19 protein-coding genes are annotated in these 18,310 nt (G+C 35.9%); 16 read left to right on the plus strand and 3 right to left on the minus strand.

The genetic code is table 11. From position 1 onward, the window contains the following. Positions 1–71: 71 nt before the first annotated feature. Entirely contained in the window at positions 72–1,571 is a 1,500-nt protein-coding gene (locus tag WBY99_RS03140; protein ID WP_423974885.1) for a GH3 auxin-responsive promoter family protein, read from the plus strand. Here the strand turns inward: WBY99_RS03140 and WBY99_RS03145 are convergent. Then, entirely contained in the window at positions 1,568–1,906 is a 339-nt protein-coding gene (locus WBY99_RS03145) for a DMT family transporter (protein WP_423974886.1), read from the minus strand. The two genes, WBY99_RS03140 and WBY99_RS03145, sit on opposite strands and share 4 nt — an antisense overlap. Before the next feature lie 190 nt (positions 1,907–2,096). Between WBY99_RS03145 and WBY99_RS03150 the strand changes: the two genes are divergently transcribed. The 14 genes from WBY99_RS03150 to WBY99_RS03215 all read left to right on the plus strand — a co-directional run bounded on the left by WBY99_RS03150 (position 2,097) and on the right by WBY99_RS03215 (position 16,241). After that, positions 2,097–3,335 (plus strand): MFS transporter, encoded by a 1,239-nt coding sequence (locus WBY99_RS03150; RefSeq protein ID WP_423974887.1) that lies wholly within the window; start codon positions 2,097–2,099, stop codon positions 3,333–3,335. A gap of 252 nt (positions 3,336–3,587) precedes the next feature. Next, on the plus strand, positions 3,588–5,186 hold the full coding sequence (gene dnaB, locus WBY99_RS03155) for a replicative DNA helicase (RefSeq protein WP_423974888.1): 1,599 nt from the start codon (positions 3,588–3,590) through the stop codon (positions 5,184–5,186). Positions 5,187–5,188: 2 nt separating this feature from the next. Then, positions 5,189–5,671 (plus strand): ribonuclease HI, encoded by a 483-nt coding sequence (gene rnhA / locus WBY99_RS03160; protein WP_423974889.1) that lies wholly within the window; start codon positions 5,189–5,191, stop codon positions 5,669–5,671. 93 nt (positions 5,672–5,764) lie between these two features. Then, entirely contained in the window at positions 5,765–6,394 is a 630-nt protein-coding gene (locus tag WBY99_RS03165) for an NAD(P)H-dependent oxidoreductase (RefSeq protein ID WP_423974890.1), read from the plus strand. Positions 6,395–6,419: 25 nt separating this feature from the next. Continuing rightward, positions 6,420–6,647 (plus strand): hypothetical protein, encoded by a 228-nt coding sequence (locus WBY99_RS03170; protein WP_423974891.1) that lies wholly within the window; start codon positions 6,420–6,422, stop codon positions 6,645–6,647. A gap of 1 nt (position 6,648) precedes the next feature. Further along, positions 6,649–6,942: a type II toxin-antitoxin system RelE/ParE family toxin gene (locus tag WBY99_RS03175; RefSeq protein ID WP_423974892.1), complete on the plus strand. Its 294-nt coding sequence runs from the start codon at positions 6,649–6,651 to the stop codon at positions 6,940–6,942. A 66-nt stretch (positions 6,943–7,008) separates the two neighbouring features. Beyond that, positions 7,009–7,479: a hypothetical protein gene (locus WBY99_RS03180; protein WP_423974893.1), complete on the plus strand. Its 471-nt coding sequence runs from the start codon at positions 7,009–7,011 to the stop codon at positions 7,477–7,479. Beyond that, positions 7,476–9,047, plus strand: coding sequence for an L-aspartate oxidase (gene nadB, locus WBY99_RS03185; protein WP_423974894.1), 1,572 nt, complete (start codon positions 7,476–7,478; stop codon positions 9,045–9,047). The genes WBY99_RS03180 and nadB overlap by 4 nt, the downstream gene beginning before the upstream one ends. Beyond that, positions 9,048–9,890 (plus strand): sulfurtransferase, encoded by an 843-nt coding sequence (locus WBY99_RS03190; protein WP_423974895.1) that lies wholly within the window; start codon positions 9,048–9,050, stop codon positions 9,888–9,890. 39 nt (positions 9,891–9,929) lie between these two features. Continuing rightward, positions 9,930–10,790, plus strand: a complete 861-nt coding sequence (gene nadC, locus WBY99_RS03195; RefSeq protein WP_423974896.1) for a carboxylating nicotinate-nucleotide diphosphorylase — start codon at positions 9,930–9,932, stop codon at positions 10,788–10,790. A 216-nt stretch (positions 10,791–11,006) separates the two neighbouring features. Continuing rightward, entirely contained in the window at positions 11,007–13,616 is a 2,610-nt protein-coding gene (locus WBY99_RS03200; RefSeq protein WP_423974897.1) for a TonB-dependent receptor, read from the plus strand. A gap of 79 nt (positions 13,617–13,695) precedes the next feature. Continuing rightward, positions 13,696–14,142, plus strand: coding sequence for a hypothetical protein (locus WBY99_RS03205; protein WP_423974898.1), 447 nt, complete (start codon positions 13,696–13,698; stop codon positions 14,140–14,142). 25 nt (positions 14,143–14,167) lie between these two features. After that, a complete protein-coding gene (locus WBY99_RS03210) occupies positions 14,168–15,160 on the plus strand; it encodes an aspartate-semialdehyde dehydrogenase (RefSeq protein WP_423974899.1) in 993 nt (330 codons plus the stop codon). 79 nt (positions 15,161–15,239) lie between these two features. Then, on the plus strand, positions 15,240–16,241 hold the full coding sequence (locus tag WBY99_RS03215; RefSeq protein ID WP_423974900.1) for a cation diffusion facilitator family transporter: 1,002 nt from the start codon (positions 15,240–15,242) through the stop codon (positions 16,239–16,241). On the opposite strand, the gene WBY99_RS03220 is transcribed toward WBY99_RS03215, so the two are convergent. Both WBY99_RS03220 and xrtF read right to left on the minus strand, forming a co-directional pair. Then, positions 16,238–16,669 carry an exosortase F system-associated membrane protein gene (locus WBY99_RS03220; protein ID WP_423974901.1) on the minus strand — a complete coding sequence of 144 codons (432 nt, stop codon included), beginning with the start codon at positions 16,667–16,669 and terminating at the stop codon, positions 16,238–16,240. The genes WBY99_RS03215 and WBY99_RS03220 overlap by 4 nt on opposite strands. After that, a complete protein-coding gene (gene xrtF / locus WBY99_RS03225; RefSeq protein ID WP_423974902.1) occupies positions 16,656–17,198 on the minus strand; it encodes an exosortase family protein XrtF in 543 nt (180 codons plus the stop codon). The genes WBY99_RS03220 and xrtF overlap by 14 nt, the downstream gene beginning before the upstream one ends. A gap of 52 nt (positions 17,199–17,250) precedes the next feature. Between xrtF and WBY99_RS03230 the strand changes: the two genes are divergently transcribed. Further along, positions 17,251–18,270 carry an aminoglycoside phosphotransferase family protein gene (locus tag WBY99_RS03230; protein ID WP_423974903.1) on the plus strand — a complete coding sequence of 340 codons (1,020 nt, stop codon included), beginning with the start codon at positions 17,251–17,253 and terminating at the stop codon, positions 18,268–18,270. Positions 18,271–18,310 lie beyond the last annotated feature (40 nt).

The raw sequence follows: 18,310 nt of genomic DNA on the forward strand, positions 1-18,310 counted from the left end.
GGAATGTATTTTGAGGCTTTTTTATTCGTTTCCATGCTGTTTTCCTTTTAGAAAATACTTTAAATTTGCGTATGATCAATTTCATTAAGAAAAACATCGCTTTAATTTGGGCGAAAAATCACGTTAAAAAAACGAATTCCTTTAAAGCAAACGCAGTTCAAGATCAAGAGAACCTTTTACTATCTCTGGTAAAAACTGCCGAAAAAACTTTGTTTGGTAGAACCCATCAATTTGAAAATATAAAAACGATTCAAGATTTTCAAAACCAAGTTCAAATTGCGGATTATGAAGATTTAAAACCTTTTATTGAAAAAGTAAAAAAAGGACAACGAAATATTCTCTGGACTGATACTCCTGAGTATTTTGCGAAAACTTCGGGAACGACTTCCGGATCCAAATATATTCCCATTTCAAAAGAAGGAATGCCTTATCAAATCGCCGCAGCACAAAGTGCGATTTTTCATTATATCGCCAAAAAAAACAACGCCGATTTCGTTAATGGAAAGATGATTTTCCTTCAAGGAAGTCCCGAATTGCAAGAAATAAACGGGATACAAACCGGCAGACTTTCCGGAATTGTCGCTCATCATATTCCGTCCTATTTACAGAAAAACCGTTTACCAAGTTTAAAAACCAACCTCATCGAAGACTGGGAAACCAAAGTTGACGAAATCGTAAAGGAAACCGAAAAGGAAAACATGACTTTAATTTCCGGGATTCCGCCTTGGTTGATTATGTATTTTGAAAAACTCATCGAACGAAACGGTAAAAAGATTACAGAACTTTTTCCCAACCTTCAACTCATTATTACCGGCGGCGTCAATTATGAACCTTACCGCAAAAAAATGAATGAACTTCTGGGAAAACCTGTTGATACTTTGCAGACCTTTCCGGCGAGTGAAGGTTTTTTCGCTTTTCAAGATGACTATCAAAAAGAAGGTTTATTGCTTTTAACCAATCACGGAATTTTCTATGAATTTGTTCCTTTAGAAGAATTTGGAAAACCAGAAGCGAAAAGATTGACTTTAAAAGAGATTGAACTCCATAAAGATTACGCTTTAATTTTAACCACCAATTCAGGACTTTGGGCGTATTCTATCGGCGATGTTGTTCGGTTTATTTCTAAAAATCCGTATCGTATTTTGGTCTCAGGAAGAACGAAACATTTCACGTCTGCTTTTGGCGAACACGTTATTGCATTTGAGGTTGAGGAAGCATTGAAATCTACGGTTGAAAAATTCCCGGCACAGATCACAGAATTTCATCTTGCACCACAAGTAAATCCCACAGAAGGTTTGCCATATCATGAATGGTTTATCGAATTTGAAAAGGAACCTGAAAATTTAGGAGATTTCAGAAAAAATTTAGATCAAGAAATGCGAAAACGAAACACCTATTATAATGATTTGATTTCCGGGAATATTTTGCAACCTTTAATTATTACTAAATTAAAGAAGAATGCTTTTCAGGATTATGCCAAATCTGAAGGAAAATTAGGCGGACAAAATAAAACTCCGAGATTAGCGAATGACCGAAAGATTGCGGATTTTTTGGGGAAATTCAAAATTTAATGACTCACCACTTTCAACCCTACCACCGAAGCAATTAAAGTAAAAACAAAAAATATTCGCCAGAAAGTTGCCGGCTCATTAAAGATAAAGATTCCCATAAAAACCGCACCTACTGCACCGATTCCCGTCCAGACTGCATACGCCGTTCCAATCGGTATAGGAGTCGTACCTACAGAAATTGCTTTGTACAATAAAAACATACTCAAGAATAAAGAAATCACAAAACCTGCCCACCAGAAATAACTTTCTTTTCCTGTGCTTTCCTGTGCTTTTCCGAGACAAGTAGCAAATCCTGTTTCAAATAAACCACCGATAATGAGTAAAATCCAATTCATAGGTCAAAGATAATTTTTTTTATAAAACTCAAGTGCTTCTAAAAGCCACGAGTTCACAAATCTTTTCTTCTTTAAATCACTTTATTTCATTTCAACCATCGAAAACCCGTCAACCAATTAAAAAAAAAGATTCGTGCATTCGCGGCAAATTATTAAATGATTTTTCGTTTCTAAAATTTACTTTTGCAAAATGATTTCATTGCAACCCATTCAGACCTTAAAAATCCCCGAATTCCGAAACCTCATGACAGGTCGGTTTTTTTTGATTTTATCTTTTAGAATGTTGGCAACCTTACTCGGTTGGTGGGTTTATCAACTAACCAAAGAGCCCTTCGCTATCGGCTTAATTGGTTTATCAGAAGTCATTCCCGCAGTTTCAACTGCGCTTTATGCAGGGCATGTTATCGATAATTCTGAGAAGAAAAGACTCCTGCTAATTTGCAATTACGCTTACGTTGCACTCATTGCTTTGCTAGCAATCCCTGCATTTTTCGATCATCAACTATTACATTTCAGCAATCTTCAAATTTCCTATTATATTTACGCTGTCATCTTTTTTACAGGTTTTTGTCGTGCATTTATCGGACCAATTATTCCGTCGATGATTCCAAAAATCGTGTCCAAAGAAAAACTCCCAAATGCGATTACTTTAAACCAAGCCACCTTTCTTACTGCTTCGGTTTCTGGTCATGCTTTGGGTGGATTTTTAATCCACTGGATCGATATTTCCGGAACCATTCTCGTCATTGTTGGATTAATGATTTTCTCCTCCATTTTCTTTTGGTTTCTAAAAAAACATCCCTCAGAAAATAGTGACCGAACAATGGGCGTAGTGGAAAGTATGCGCGAAGGAATCGCCTACATTTACAAAACCAAAGAAATCCTGGGCGCACTTTGCCTCGATATGTTTGCCGTACTTTTTGGAGGAGCCGTCGCCATGATTCCTGTTTTCGCAACCGATATTTTAAACGTAGGCTCCGAAGGTTTCGGCTTACTAAATGCCGCTTCAGACATCGGTTCTATGTGCATTATTATGACATTAGCATTTGTTCCTTTAACCAAAAATCAAGGTAAAATTCTACTTGTTGCAGTCGCAGGTTTTGGTTTATGCATCATCGGTTTCGGCCTGTCCAAATTATATTGGCTCTCCTTTTTCTTACTGGTTGCAAGCGGAATGCTCGATGGAATTTCCGTCGTTATCCGTGGAACAATCGTTCAGTTAAAAACACCCAATCATATTCGTGGCCGGGTATTAAGTGTGAATTCCATTTTCATCATGTCGAGTAATGAAATGGGGCAATTCGAAAGTGGAGTTGCAGCCAAACTTTTAGGAGTCGTTCGTTCGGTAGTTTTTGGAGGAACCATGACGGTTTTAATTGCACTTTTAGTTGGAACCACGGTACCAAAACTTCGCAAAATGAAGTATTGATTTTTTAGGAGCAACAAGGGTAGAACTTCTAACAAGTTCAGTCCGGCTCTTCATTGCAATCTTTTTTCGCCGCACCTTTACCCATCGCTAAAAAAAAGGATTTCCATTGCGATCCGGGCTAGAATAAAAACCCCGATCTCTTTCGACTTACCAACATTGCAACATATTAATAAACAACTTATTGACCTTCAAAAAGAAGATATTGTTAATTAAATATTCTGAACAAAAACTTAAAAAAACTATCTTTGTCACATGGCACAAAAGGAAACTTTATCTTCATTAATTCATGGTAATTTCGCTAAGGAACTTTCGATTTCCGACGGAAAAATGCCCCCAAATGCAATAGAATTCGAGAAACTCGTTATCGGAACTTTTCTGATTGATAAAAAAGGTTTGGATTATTCCATCGATTTATTAACGGCAGACGTTTTTTATGACCCAAGACATCAGGAAATTTTCCGCATCATTGTTAAGTTATTTGAAGGAAATCATCCGGTAGATTTAATGACGGTAATTCAGGAATTAAAGAAAACCGACAAATTAGCACTTGCTGGTGGCGATCATTATATCATTGATTTAACGATGGGGGTTTCTTCCAGTGCGCATATCGAATACCATGTTCGGGTCATTTTAGAAAAATTTATTCTGCGCAGTTTGATTAATGTTTCCGCCAATGTGATCGACAGTTCTTATAAAGAATCTACCGACGTTTTCGAACTTTTAGATAAAGCCGAACAATCCTTTTTTGAAATTACCAACGGAACCATTAAAAAAGGTTTCGACACGGCAAACACTTTGGTTGCACAGGCGATTGAAACTATTAAAGCATTAAAAGACAAAGAAGGAATCTCCGGAATCCCATCTGGATTTAAAGATATTGATAAAGAAACTGGTGGTTGGCAAAACTCAGATTTAATTATTATTGCGGCTCGTCCAGCGATGGGTAAAACCGCTTTCTTGCTTTCGATGGCGAGAAACATTGCAGTTGAACACAATATCCCAATGGCATTATTCTCCCTGGAGATGGCTTCTGTACAGTTGATCACCAGAATGATCGCTTCAGAAACCGGAATTTCTTCTGAGAAATTAAGAAAAGGACAAATGAACGATGAAGAATGGCAACGCTTATTCTCTAACGTTTCCGCTTTAGAAAATGCTCCTTTATATATTGATGAAACGCCTTCACTTTCTGTATTCGATTTTCGAGCAAAATGCCGAAGATTGGTCATGCAGCACGGAGTGAAAATTATCATGGTCGATTATCTTCAGTTGATGACTGCGAATTCCGGAAAAGGTGGCGCAGGAAACCGTGAGCAGGAAATTGCAATGATCTCCCGTTCCCTAAAAGCGATTGCAAAAGAACTGAATGTTCCTGTTATTGCACTTTCTCAACTTTCAAGAAGTGTGGAAACCCGACCTGGAAAAAGACCGATGCTTTCTGACCTTCGGGAATCTGGAGCGATTGAGCAGGATGCCGATATTGTTTCCTTTATTTTCCGTCCAGAATATTACAAAATAACCACTTGGGATAATGATGAAGACGGTGGCGAATCTTCGACTGAAAACCAGGCAGAACTCATTATTGCAAAACACCGTAATGGTGCGACGGCAGATGTGAGAATGTCTTTCCACAAAAATATTGCAAAATTTGCAGACCTCGATTTATTTGGTGGCGGCGGCGGTTATGGATACCAATCTTCTAATTTCGGACAACAGGATACTCCAAGTGGATTTGAAAAAATTAAAACCACAATTGATCCTGGTGCGGCTTTCGATTTGCCAAAAGGTAATGGAAATCTTTCGGGTTCATCGATGAATGATGCGGATGATGATGACGATTTTCAATTTTAGGAATGAGTCTTAGAATCGAAATTTATACCGACGGCGCTTGTAGTGGAAACCCTGGAAAAGGCGGTTACGGAATCGTAATGAAAGTCCCAGAAAAAAATTACGAAAAAAGATATTCACAAGGTTTTCGCCTTACGACCAATAACCGCATGGAATTGTTGGCAGTAATCACGGCTTTGGAAAAATTAAAATCTACCGAAAACGATATTCATATTTTCACTGACAGCAAATATGTTTCCGATGCAATTAATCAGAAATGGATTTTCGGCTGGATTAAAAAAGGTTTTAAAAATGTAAAAAACCCGGATTTGTGGCAGAGAATGGTTCCTTTAATTAAGACACATCAAACTACTTTTCATTGGGTGAAAGGTCACGCCGGACATCCCGAAAACGAAATCTGCGATCAACTCGCCGTGAAAGCCTCCCAATCCACAAAACTCGAAATCGACGATTATTTCGAGAATTTAAAAGATGGCGGACTTTTTTAGGTGAATAGTGAATTTTTCTGCGGAAGTGAATAGTGAATTTGAAATTCACTCGAAGAAATTCACTTGCGAAGCAAAATTATTTACCTTTGTTAGATGAATTACCTTGATGCACTGAACAAAAGATATTCGGTGAAAAAATTTGATCCTAAAAAAGCAGTTTCTTCCGATGCACTCTATCACATTTTAGAAGCGGCAAGACTTTCGGCGAGTTCATTAGGACTGCAACCTTATCGGCTAATTATTGTGCAAAGTCCAGAAATGAAAGAAAAACTCATTCCTGCTTTTTACAATCCATCACAAATCTCAACCTGCTCTCATTTAATTGTTATTGTTTCAAAAAATAATATTGGCAACGAATATATTGGCAATTATTTCAGTCACATTTCCGAAACCAGAGAAGTTCCTTTAGAAAGTCTCAATCCTTTTCGGGACAGCATTAGCAAACACATCCAACATTTAGACCCAAAAGAAGTGATGATTTGGGCAGATAAACAAAGTTATATTGTTTTGGGAAATCTGATGTTTGCCGCCGCTTTGGAAAATGTGGATACTTGCCCGATGGAAGGTTTTAAACAAGATTTAATAGAAGAAATTTTGGGATTAAATCCCGAAAAAGAAAAGGTTTCCGTCACTTTAGCTTTGGGTTTTCGGGCAGAAGATGATGCTTTCCAAACGATGAAAAAAGTGCGAAAACCGGATGATAAATTGTTTAAATTTCTGTAATTTTAATTTTTAAATGAAAGATAAAATGAATGCAATCCGACAAATCGTAGCGGTGAAAAACCACAAATTAGATATTCAGCTTCCCGAAAACTTCGATGCAGAATTTGCGGAAGTGATTATATTTCCGAAAGAAGAAGAAGAATTTGATTTTGAAATTTCGGAAGAAGAAAAAGCATTAATGCGAAAACGTTTTGCGGAATCAAAAGAAGAAGATTTTGAAGATTGGGATACAATAAAACATAATTATTTATAAAATGTTTCGGGTTTTAATTTCAAAAAATGCAAAATTTGACCTGAAAGATTGTTCTGATTTTTATGGTTCTATTTCAAAAGGACTTAAATCAAAATTTCTCTTAAATTTCAATAAAGCTTTAGAGGAATTGAAAGAATTTCCTTACTTTCAGTTACGTTATGATGAATTTAGAATGCGGCAGGTTAATGCTTTTCCGGTGATGATTCATTATATAGTTTTCGAAGAGAAAAAAATTGTGAAAATTTATGGTGTTCGTTTCGCCAAAGCAAATCCAGAAAATTATCCTAAAGTTTAAATTTATTTAAAATTTGACTCTGCCATTCTGAACGAATAAAAGAAAATAAAGAATCCTTTTTAAAATATGATTACAATTAAAAAAATAAATTTAGATGGTTTTGATAGTCATTTAATTGAAAATTCGTTTAGGAAATATGCAATTAGGAAAGGTAAAATGATTGAATTTGCGGGCAATTCTGGGTATCAAAAAATAGAAAATAAATATTTTTTTGCTAATGAAAATGATAAATATTTTGAGGCAACAAGGATAAAATATCCTTTTGAAAATATTTTACCAAGATTAATTTTAAAACTCGATAAATCAAATTTTCAGAATATTAAAGTCCGCTTCAGTATAATTTCAGGAATCTATTTTTTCTTTTTATATTCAATTTTACTCCTATTTGTCGGAATTATAATTTTTAAGAATAATTTTAGTGGAAATGTTTCAATCATTTTAATTTTACTTTTGATTCAAATATTAGGAACTATAATTGAGTATAAATTAACATTAAAAATAATTAATAAAATAATTAAAACATCAATTATTAAATGATAAAAGCAGACGTTCTCGTAATCGGTTCCGGGATTTCCGGACTTTCTTATGCGATAAAAATTTCCGAAAAAATGCCCGATGCCAAAATCATCATCGTTACAAAAGCCGATGAAGACGAAAGCAACACCAAATATGCACAAGGCGGTTTGGCGGTGGTAACCGATTTCGACAAAGACAATTTCCAAAAACATATCGACGATACGATGCGAGCCGGCGACGGCGAAAACAAACACGATGTCGTGGAAATGGTGATCAAAGAAGGTCCCGCAAGATTTCAGGAATTGGTTGATTGGGGAACAAGATTCGACCAAAAAGACGGTCACCTCATGCTCGGAAGAGAAGGCGGCCACACCGAAAACCGAATCGTGCATCACAAAGATATTACCGGCGCAGAAATTGAACGCGCTTTGCTCGAAACCGTCAATAAATCCCCAAATATCAAAATGTTGCCGCACCATTACGTCATCGATTTAATTACGCAACACCACGTTCCGGGAAAAGAGCTGAATACCGACAATATTTCTTGTTATGGCGCTTATATTCTCGACGAGAAAAGCAAAAGCATCAAAAAAATTACAGCGAAAATAACTTTGGTTGCGACAGGTGGAGCTGGTCATGTTTACAAAAACACCACCAATCCAATTATCGCAACCGGCGACGGAATTGCCTTTGTTCACCGAGCGCGCGGAAAAATTTCCAACATGCAATATTACCAGTTTCACCCAACTGCACTCTTTTCTAAAAGAGATGGAATGTTGTTTTTGATTTCCGAAGCCGTTCGTGGCGACGGTGCAAAACTTCGGTTGAAAAACGGCGAAAAATTCATGCAAAAATATGATGAACGCGAAGAATTAGCATCCAGAGATATTGTTGCAAGAGCCATTGATAATGAACTTAAAATTTCGGGCGACGAATATGTTGGGCTTGATTGTCGTGAAATGGACAAAGAAAAATTCGTTGAACATTTCCCAAATATTTATCAAAAATGCATCGATGAAGGGATTGATCCTTTCAAGCAACTCATTCCCGTGGTTCCGGCGTGTCATTATTTGATGGGCGGAATTGAGATTGATATGGACGGACAAAGTTCCATTAAAAACCTTTTCGCAGTGGGCGAATGCACGAATTCTGGACTTCATGGCGCGAATCGATTGGCTTCAAATTCTTTATTGGAAGGTTTGGTTTTCGGGCATAATGCTGCGATGAAAACCGTGGAACTTTTAGGAATTAATGATTTTAATTTTGATGATTTAAAAGCCATCCCAGAATGGAATGAAGAAGGCATGAAAATGATGGACGAAATGGTGATGGTTTCCTATCTCAGAAGGCAATTGCAGGAAATGATGAGCGATTTGGTAAGCATCGTAAGAAGCAACGAAAGATTAGAACTTGCCAAAAGAAAGCAACGCGAAATTTTCGAGGCGGTGAACGAATTATACAGCTACTCTCTCCTTTCGCCAAAACTTTCGGAACTGCGAAATTTAACGAATATTTCTTACCTAATCATTAAACAATCGATGCAGATGAAGGAAAACAAAGGTGCTTTTTATAATAAAGATTTGATTTAAATGAAAATATCACCCATCATAAAACCAGAAGAATTATTGAATTTACCGAAAGAAAATTTAATAATCGTAGATGCGGGAAGCGGAAATTCTTCTCACGAAAACTATCTTCAAAAACATCTTGACGGTGCTTTTTATGTAGATTTGAACGAAGATTTAGCCGAAATTCCTAAAAACGCAAAAAGCGGTGGAAGACACCCTTTGCCAAGTTTGGAAAAATTTGCGGAAGTTTTACTAAATTTAGGAATTGATGAAAATGCTCATGTCATTATTTATGACGATAAAAATGCATCAAATTCTGCTGCACGTTTTTGGTGGATGCTAAAATCTGCCGGAATTGAAAACGTTCAGGTTTTGGATGGCGGTTTACAAATGGCAATAGCAAAAGGATTTAACATCAATTCAAATAAAGTTGAGCCTAAAAAAGCAGAAAAAATTAATTTAAAAGAATGGAAACTGCCGAAAGTGGATATCAATTTTGTTGAGAAAAATTCTGAAAACCCTGATTTTTTGGTGATTGATGTTCGTGAAAAAGACCGCTATGATGGTAAAACAGAACCTATCGATGAAGTTGCAGGACATATTCCCGGTGCGATCAATGTTCCTTTTAAAGAAAATCTCAACGAAGATGGAACTTTTAAAAACCCTGAAATTTTAAGGGAAATATATTCTAAAATTTTCAAAAACATTCCTTCAGAAAACATCACAATCCATTGTGGATCGGGCGTTACAGCTTGTCATACTTTGTTGGCTTTGGATTATGCAGGTTTCGAAATCCCGAATCTTTATGTGGGTTCTTGGAGCGAATGGAGCAGAAATAATTTGGAAATAGCAAAAAATATTTAATTAAATTTAAACCATAAAGATTATCTAATTTATAAATTCATGAAAAAACCCACATACATCACCAAAGAAGCTTTAAAAAATTTCATTAAAAATGCTTTGGAAGAAGACATTCAAGATGGCGATCATTCTACGCTTTCCACGATTCCTAAAGACTTGCAGCAGAGTGCAAAACTTTTAGTAAAAGAAAATTGCATCTTGGCGGGTGTGGAATTGGCTGCAACTATTTTTAAACAATTTGATAAAAATTTGAAAATTGAAGTTTTTATTAAAGATGGTGAAACGGCAAAAGTGGGCGATATTGCTTTTATCGTAACCGGAAGTGCACGTTCCATCTTATCCACCGAAAGATTGGCACTGAATTGCATGCAAAGAATGAGCGGCATTGCGACTTTAACCCACGATTGGGACTCGCGATTATTGGGCACAAAAACGAAACTTTTAGACACCAGAAAAACAACTCCCAATTTCAGAATTTGTGAAAAATGGGCGGTTGCAATTGGCGGCGGAACCAATCATCGATACGGTTTGTATGACATGATTATGCTAAAAGACAATCATATTGATTACAACGGAAGCATTACGAACGCCGTGAAAATGGCGAAAGATTATATTAAAAAAACAAAAAAACCGTTAAAGATTGAGGTGGAAACCAGAAATCTGGCAGAAGTTGAAGAAGCTATAAAGTCTGAAGCAGACCGAATTATGCTCGATAATATGGATGTTCAAACGATGAGAAAAGCAGTACAACTCATCAATGGAAAATGCGAAAGTGAAGCTTCGGGCGGAATTACCCGAGACATGTTGAAAGAGATTGCAAAAACCGGTGTTGATTATATTTCGGCGGGTGCTTTAACCCATTCTGCGGATAATATTGACTTGAGCTTAAAAGCAGTGAAATAATTTATCGGAAATGTAAATTTAAGGTGTCGAAATTAATGATTACACAATGAATATATATATTTTCACCACAAAAACGCACTAACAAAGGACTTAGAATCAATTCTTTAATTTAAAAATTAACAAAATTTTAAATGTTAACAATTTATTCATAATTGTTCCGTTTTTTTTAAATAGTTTTGCACTAATTCATTAGAACTAAAAATAAGTTTAAAATTTATGAAAAGTAACGTATTAAAAAAGTCGATGTTAACTGTGGTCATCACTCTTTCAACTGCGAGTGTTTATTACGCACAAAAAGTTAAAGACACTACAAGCCGAGAAGCAGATATTGAGCAGGTAGTTCTTACTGGTGTTGCGGATCTTGCAAAGGATCGTAAAACTCCAGTAGCGGTTTCTACAATTAAAGAAGCACAAATCATTGAAAAACTTGGTAACCAAGAGTTTCCTGAGATTCTGAACGCAACTCCATCTGTTTACGCTACCAAAGGAGGTGGTGGTTTTGGTGACTCCAAATTAAACATCAGAGGTTTTGCACAAGAAAACATTGCGGTGATGATTAATGGTGTACCTGTGAATGATATGGAAAACGGTTCTGTTTACTGGAGTAACTGGGCCGGTTTATCTGATGTAACTTCTGCAATGCAGGTTCAAAGAGGACTAGGATCTTCTAAATTGGCAATTGCTTCTGTAGGTGGTACTGTGAATATTCTTACCAGAGCTGCTGACAGAAAAGAAGGTGGGAAGGTATCTGTAGGACTTGGTAATGATGGTTATGTAAAATCACTTTTCGCCTACAACAGCGGAAAAGGACAAACGGGCTGGTCTACCTCATTCTTATTAAGCAGAACAGCAGGATCTACTTATGCTAGCGGAACAGATTTCGAAGGTTATAACTATTATTTTGCTCTTGGATATCAACCTAATGCAAAGCATGATTTTCAGTTCACTTTAACTGGTGCTCCCCAATATCATAATCAACGTGCTTTCGAAATTACTTTACAAAAATTAATAGACAGAGGTTCTTTAGATAGACCAGATAGAAGATATAATGAACAAGAAGGTGTTCTAAATGGAAAAGAATACACTTTTAAAAGAAATTACTACCACAAGCCAGTAATGTCCTTAAACTGGGATTGGAAAATGTCTGAAGCTTCAAAACTAAGCACCGTAGCTTATGGTTCTTTCGGTAGAGGTGCAGGAACTGCTAATGTCGGAACAGCTAATGGAAAAGCACTTAGTGCTTTTCAACCTATAGGTGGACTTGTTGATTTTGATGCAATTGTGGCAGCAAACCAAGCTTCTACTCCAGAAAAAGGTGTTCTTATTAGAAATGCTTCTATTAATTCTCACAACTGGTATGGTTTGATTTCAACCTTTAATCACAAGATCAATGATAATTTAAACTTCTCAGTTGGTTTTGATGGTAGATACTACTACGGCTATCACTACCAAGTTGTAAGTGATCTTTTGGGAGCTTCTGCATATAGAGACAGTGGAAACAAAAACCTTTATGTAGCAAACGCACAGAATGTATTGTTACCAGGTTACAATTATGTGTCAAATTCCACTAATGCAAAACCAGATTGGAACCCATTCGGTGGGAAAATTGAAAGCATGCAAGATCGAATTGGTTACAGCAATGATGGTGAAGTAATTTATTATGGAGGGTTTGGTCAACTAGAATATTCTAATGATAAGCTATCTGCTTTTGTCCAAGGTGCAGTTTCTCAGCAAGGTTACCAAAGAATAGACAATTTCCTTATCGATGGAAAAACACTTCTTAATGGACAAACAGCTGGTTATGCAATTTCAGCTACAAACCCAACCATCGCACAGCCAAGTACTACAAACCCTGCATTGTATACCAAAACAGGTTTTAAAAATCTTGTTGGGTACAATTTAAAAGGTGGTGTTAACTATAATATTGACGAGAGAAATAATGTTTTTGTAAATACAGGATATTATTCAAAACAACCATTCTTAAATGCGGTTTACCCAAACAATAAAAACTATTTGAACCCTAATCTTACCAATGAAAAAATCTTTGGTTTAGAAGCAGGTTACGGTTTTAGAGCTTCTTGGTTAAATGCAAATGTTAATCTTTACAGAACTAGCTGGAAAGACAGATTCCTAAGAAAAACACAGCAGATTACAAAAGCTAACAAGGAAATAGTAGCTGCTTATGCGAACATTCAAGGAATTACAGAAATTCACCAAGGGATTGAATTTGAAGCAAGTTCAAAAATCAACAAATACGTTACTATTAACGCAATGATTGCTATTGCAGATTGGTACTACAAAGGAAATGCACAAGGAACATTATTTAATGAAACCAACGATCCTATTGATAACCAAGGTGAAATCGTAGCAGATGGAATGGCTCCTTCGCAAACACTTTATTTAAACAAAATTAAAGTGGGTAACGCTGCACAAACTACTGCATCTTTAGGAGTTACATTAACTCCAATCAAAGATTTTAAATTTGATGCTTCTTACAGATTTGTAGATCGCTTGTATGCAAACTTAAACGTTATTGATTTCGCCGATGAAACAAAAGCTGCAAAAGGAGCATTAAGATTGCCAAATTATGGCTTAGTAGATATGGGAGCTTCTTATATGTATCGCTTAAATGAAAAACAATCACTTACATTAAGAGCAAATGTTTATAATGTACTCGATACCTATTACATCCAAAACTCTTATACCAATACTTTTGCTGGAGAAAAATTCTCAACTGGTATTGATTACCATGGAGTTGACACTGGGAATCAGGTGTTTTTCGGATTCGGAAGAACTTGGGCTGCTAGTTTGTCATTCAACTTCTAAAAACCAATTTTTCATACTTTACAAATCCCGACGATATCGTCGGGATTTTTTTTATCTTTGTGCTTAACAAAAAATTACAATGGATACATTTAAGATTATTACTGAAGCACACAAAGGTTTTGCTTATTTGATTTTGCTTTCGGGCATTATCTTCATCGTTGCGTTATTGGTAACAATGTTTGGTTACTCAGGAAAGATCAAAAAATTATTGAAAACATCAACTTTGATTACCATGATTTTATTTCACATTCAGTTGATTGTTGGTATTTTCATGTTGGTATTCTCACCAGGATTAAAAGGCGCATTGGAAACAGGAACGTTAATGAGCAACGCTGCCTCAAGATTCTCTTATGTAGAACATCCAGTATCCATGTTGATCGGTGTTGTATTAATGACCATCATTAATAAATACATGAAATCACACGACACCCTTGCGATGAAAATCGTTATTATGGGATTGATCGCATTCGTATTTTTTACTTATGCATTCCCATGGTCTAGAGTTTTCCCTTCACTTTTTGCATAAATAAATTTAAAAATAAATATTCTTAATGAAAATAGCAGTAGTAGGCGCTACCGGAATGGTGGGACAAATTATGTTAAAGGTTCTGGAAGAAAGAAATTTTCCGGTAACCGAATTAATTCCCGTAGCCTCCGAAAAATCAATCGGTAAAAAAATCACCTTTAAAGGAAATGAATTCGAAATTGTTTCGATGCAAGATGCTTTAGACCGAAAGCCCGAAATCGCTATGTTTTCTGCAGGCGGAACAACTTCATTAGAATTTGCGCCGAAATTTGCAGCCGTTGGAACAACCGTTATCGATAACTCTTCAACTTGGAGAATGGTCGCCGACAAAAAATTAATCGTTCCCGAAATTAATGCTCATGTTTTAACGAAAGAAGATAAAATCATTGCAAACCCAAACTGTTCTACCATTCAATTGGTGATGGTTTTGCATCCTTTAAATCAAAAATACGATGTAAAACGGGTGATTGTTTCTACCTATCAATCGGTAACGGGAACTGGGAAAAATGCAGTCGATCAATTGAATGCTGAAGTTGTCGGTAATAAAGAAGTCGAGAAAGTTTATCCGTATGAGATCTTCAAAAATGCATTGCCGCAATGTGATGTTTTCTCTGATGATGATTATACCAAAGAAGAAATTAAATTGATGACTGAACCCAAGAAAATTTTGGAAGATGACACGTTTAAAATTACAGCAACAGCAGTTCGAGTCCCTGTACAAGGCGGACATTCTGAAAGCGTAAACATCGAATTCGAAAATGATTTCGATTTAGAAGAAGTGAAAACTATTCTCGCAGAAACTCCAGGAGTTATTGTTTTAGATGATGTAAAAAACAACATATATCCGATGCCTTTATATTCAGAAGGAAAAGATGAGGTTTTCGTCGGAAGAATCAGAAGAGATGTTTCTCAACCCAAAACATTAAACCTTTGGATTGTCGCAGATAACCTTCGAAAAGGCGCCGCAACAAATGCGGTACAGATTGCAGAATATCTCTACCAAAACAAATTAGTCTAAATTAAAATGCTCACAACAAGTGGGCATTTTTTATGGATTAGATTCATCAAACATTCCTGATAAGTATAATAAAACTCAAATGTCAGAAAATAAAAATATTCCAAATACCAACTTCATTTTTCAGAGAAATGTCGCCCTCGTTGGCATCCTTCTTTTCGTGGCAAAATTATTGGCTTGGCACTTCACCAATTCCGATGCGGTTTTCTCAGACGCCATGGAAAGTATTGTCAATATCATCGCCGCTTTCATGGGATTGTATTCGCTTTATCTCGCAGCAAAACCAAAAGATGTCGAGCATCCTTACGGACACGGAAAGGTAGAATTTGTAACTTCTGGTGTTGAAGGCGCCTTAATTATCTTTGCAGGAACCATCATCATTGTTCAAGCGGTAGATTCCCTTTTGCATGGCAATATTCCAAAGCAGTTAGACTGGGGAATAGCCATTGTCGCAGTTACGGCGGTCATTAATTATTTAATGGGACATATTTCTCAACAGAAAGGCATCCAGGAAAATTCTCTCGTTTTACAAAGTTCAGGGAAACATCTGAAAAGTGATACCATCACCACTTTGGGAGTTGTAGTGAGTTTAATTTTAGTGCAGATTACAAGCCTGTATTGGATTGATGCGGTTGTCGCGCTCCTCTTCGGTGCCTACATTATGTGGATTGGTTACAAAATTATTAGAAAATCGTTAAGCGGAATAATGGACGAAGCCGATTTGGGAATGCTTGAAAAATTATCAAAATTCCTGAATGAAAACCGAAAAAGACAGTGGATCGACGTTCACAATATGCGGATCCAGCAGCACGGCAGCGGACTTCATATCGATGCGCATCTTACGTTACCGTGGTATTACGAGCTTCGCAAGGCTCATAATGAAATGGAAGATCTCTATAAGCTGATTGGTGAAAATACCGACAGAACCATCGAGTTCAATTTTCATCTGGATGACTGCAAACCTATTTCTTGTGAAATTTGTGAGTTATGGGAATGCCCGGTAAGACAAAGACCGTTCGTTAAAAAAATAGAATGGAATGCGAAAACTATCGCCCAGGAAGGAAAACACTCTGTGGAAGATTAATCTTTCTGAACGCGTTTTCGATAATAGAACAAAGGTATTATCAATAACAAAATCAACGGTTGAATCACAAACCTTCTCATATAAAAAGAAAAAAGATAACCGATTTCAAATTTTGCATGAATACAATAAAGATAGATTGGAAAGGTGATTACAAAAACAATCAGCATTAAAATAATTGCTTGCAACGTCCACTGTTTATTTTTGAAAATTAAATAAACCACCGCTGCTGATAAAAGTAAATTCATCAAAAATCGAAAAAGATAATTCAGAACTAAAAGAAACCAGTTAAAATCCGGAAACGGAGCATGCTTATTGGCCAAATGAAAAAACGCTTGAAATGGATCGTAAAATAATTGATTTTCCATCATTCGAACACCGATCAAACCAAATATAGCGAGCGCAACAAAAAGCCATTTAACGATTTTCATCTTCAACGTTTTTTAGGGCGTAAAATTTAATCCAAATCAACCACAACAAAACAACACTTCCGTAAATAATTGCCGGGAACAAATAATCATGTGCCATTTTAGAATATTGCGGATGCTCTACCAGTACAATATTCAAACCTACAATACGCAAAACATTCATGATGTGAAGAAAAACCAGTCCCAAAGCGGAAAATATAAAAGTTTTGAAACCTTCATAAAAGGCAAAGACAAAAGCCAAAAACAAAATCATCACCGATACCGCATTGCAACCTTCCACCATTCGCGAAACATATTTCCCGCTCACAAAAAACCAAGCAGTTTCATCTTGTGGCTTCCCTTCCACCATTTGCGATGCATAGCCCATAAGATTCTGCACAAAATCAACCTGTGTCATCACCCAAGTTGAAAAAGAATCTAAGCCCGCATTTTTGAATCCATTCAAATAAAATTGATAACCCAAAACCATCACCACATACAAAATGATGAATCGCAAAAGAATTTTCAGTACAGGCTTGAAATCATTGAACATATTGCAAATATAATCTTTTCTAAAATTCTAATTTCCTTATATTTGTAAAAGTATGATGAACGAAAAGGCAAAAATCTTTTTTGAAGAATTTATCGGCGAAAATGTGTCCGATTTTTTTACTTTAGCACAAAGTGGTTCTGCAAGAATCAATTTTGTGGGCAAAAGTTCCGACCAAAAATTCATCGTCACTTTCAATGAAAATCTTTCAGAAAACGAAAGCTTCTTCTATTTTTCTCAAATTTTTTCTGAATTAAAACTCAATACTCCGAATATTTTTAAAATTTCGGAAGACCGTAATTTATATATTCAAGAGTTTCTGGGTGAAAAAACCTTATCGGAAATTATTGAAAAAGAAGGGTTGACAGAAAGAGTGAAAACTTTGGTAAAAAAAACGCTTCAACAACTCGCTGAAGTTCAAATTAAAACAGAAAATAGAATCGATTATTCGAAAACATTTGAATATGAAAATTACGACGAATTGCCGATTACCAACGATTTATTTTATTTCAAAAGTTTTGTCGCCGACGTTTTAGAAATCCCTTATCACAAATCTTCTTTGCTGAAAGAATTCAAAAAACTCGCTGCAAAAATTGAAAATTTGAAACCACAAGGTTTGATGATTCGCGATTTTCAGGCGAGAAATATTATGGTGGATGAAAACGATGAAGTGTTTTTCATCGATTATCAATCAGCAATGAAAGGACCTTTGATGTACGATGTAATCTCGTTTTTATTTCAGGCAAAAGCAAATTTTCCTGAAGATTTTAAAAATAAAATGCTCGACTACTATTATTCTTTTTGGAATGATGAAAAAGCAACATCACTAAAAAGCTCGGTAAAGCCAATTCAGTTGATTCGATTTTTGCAGGTTTTGGGTGCTTATGGTTTCCGTGGATTAATTCAAAGGAAGCCACATTTTGTATCAAGCATTGAAAAAGGGATTGAAAATATTTATAATTTTTCGCAAAACTGGGAAGAAATGGATGATTTCCCGGAATTGAAAAAAGTAATTTTGGAATTGAAATCTGAATTGATTAAAGAAAAAATTAATGTTATGATTTTAAACCATTAAGTATTAAGAAAATTAAGATTTTAAATTTAAACTAAATGAT

Origin of the sequence: Kaistella sp., from assembly GCF_049588135.1 — a bacterium.
In the GTDB taxonomy this organism is placed as follows: Bacteria; Bacteroidota; Bacteroidia; order Flavobacteriales; family Weeksellaceae; genus Kaistella.

What these genes read in the sequence shown, in the direction of transcription:
- WBY99_RS03210 (WP_423974899.1), top strand. Translation starts at nt 14,168, where the DNA reads ATGAAAATAGCAGTAGTAGGCGCTACCGGAATGGTGGGACAAATTATG.
- WBY99_RS03205 (WP_423974898.1), top strand. Translation starts at nt 13,696, where the DNA reads ATGGATACATTTAAGATTATTACTGAAGCACACAAAGGTTTTGCTTAT.
- WBY99_RS03165 (WP_423974890.1), top strand. Translation starts at nt 5,765, where the DNA reads ATGAATTACCTTGATGCACTGAACAAAAGATATTCGGTGAAAAAATTT.
- WBY99_RS03200 (WP_423974897.1), top strand. Translation starts at nt 11,007, where the DNA reads ATGAAAAGTAACGTATTAAAAAAGTCGATGTTAACTGTGGTCATCACT.
- dnaB (WP_423974888.1), top strand. Translation starts at nt 3,588, where the DNA reads ATGGCACAAAAGGAAACTTTATCTTCATTAATTCATGGTAATTTCGCT.
- WBY99_RS03190 (WP_423974895.1), top strand. Translation starts at nt 9,048, where the DNA reads ATGAAAATATCACCCATCATAAAACCAGAAGAATTATTGAATTTACCG.
- WBY99_RS03140 (WP_423974885.1), top strand. Translation starts at nt 72, where the DNA reads ATGATCAATTTCATTAAGAAAAACATCGCTTTAATTTGGGCGAAAAAT.
- rnhA (WP_423974889.1), top strand. Translation starts at nt 5,189, where the DNA reads ATGAGTCTTAGAATCGAAATTTATACCGACGGCGCTTGTAGTGGAAAC.
- WBY99_RS03230 (WP_423974903.1), top strand. Translation starts at nt 17,251, where the DNA reads ATGATGAACGAAAAGGCAAAAATCTTTTTTGAAGAATTTATCGGCGAA.
- nadC (WP_423974896.1), top strand. Translation starts at nt 9,930, where the DNA reads ATGAAAAAACCCACATACATCACCAAAGAAGCTTTAAAAAATTTCATT.
- WBY99_RS03180 (WP_423974893.1), top strand. Translation starts at nt 7,009, where the DNA reads ATGATTACAATTAAAAAAATAAATTTAGATGGTTTTGATAGTCATTTA.
- xrtF (WP_423974902.1), bottom strand. Translation starts at nt 17,198, where the DNA reads ATGTTCAATGATTTCAAGCCTGTACTGAAAATTCTTTTGCGATTCATC.
- WBY99_RS03170 (WP_423974891.1), top strand. Translation starts at nt 6,420, where the DNA reads ATGAATGCAATCCGACAAATCGTAGCGGTGAAAAACCACAAATTAGAT.
- WBY99_RS03145 (WP_423974886.1), bottom strand. Translation starts at nt 1,906, where the DNA reads ATGAATTGGATTTTACTCATTATCGGTGGTTTATTTGAAACAGGATTT.
- WBY99_RS03175 (WP_423974892.1), top strand. Translation starts at nt 6,649, where the DNA reads ATGTTTCGGGTTTTAATTTCAAAAAATGCAAAATTTGACCTGAAAGAT.
- nadB (WP_423974894.1), top strand. Translation starts at nt 7,476, where the DNA reads ATGATAAAAGCAGACGTTCTCGTAATCGGTTCCGGGATTTCCGGACTT.
- WBY99_RS03220 (WP_423974901.1), bottom strand. Translation starts at nt 16,669, where the DNA reads ATGAAAATCGTTAAATGGCTTTTTGTTGCGCTCGCTATATTTGGTTTG.
- WBY99_RS03215 (WP_423974900.1), top strand. Translation starts at nt 15,240, where the DNA reads ATGTCAGAAAATAAAAATATTCCAAATACCAACTTCATTTTTCAGAGA.
- WBY99_RS03150 (WP_423974887.1), top strand. Translation starts at nt 2,097, where the DNA reads ATGATTTCATTGCAACCCATTCAGACCTTAAAAATCCCCGAATTCCGA.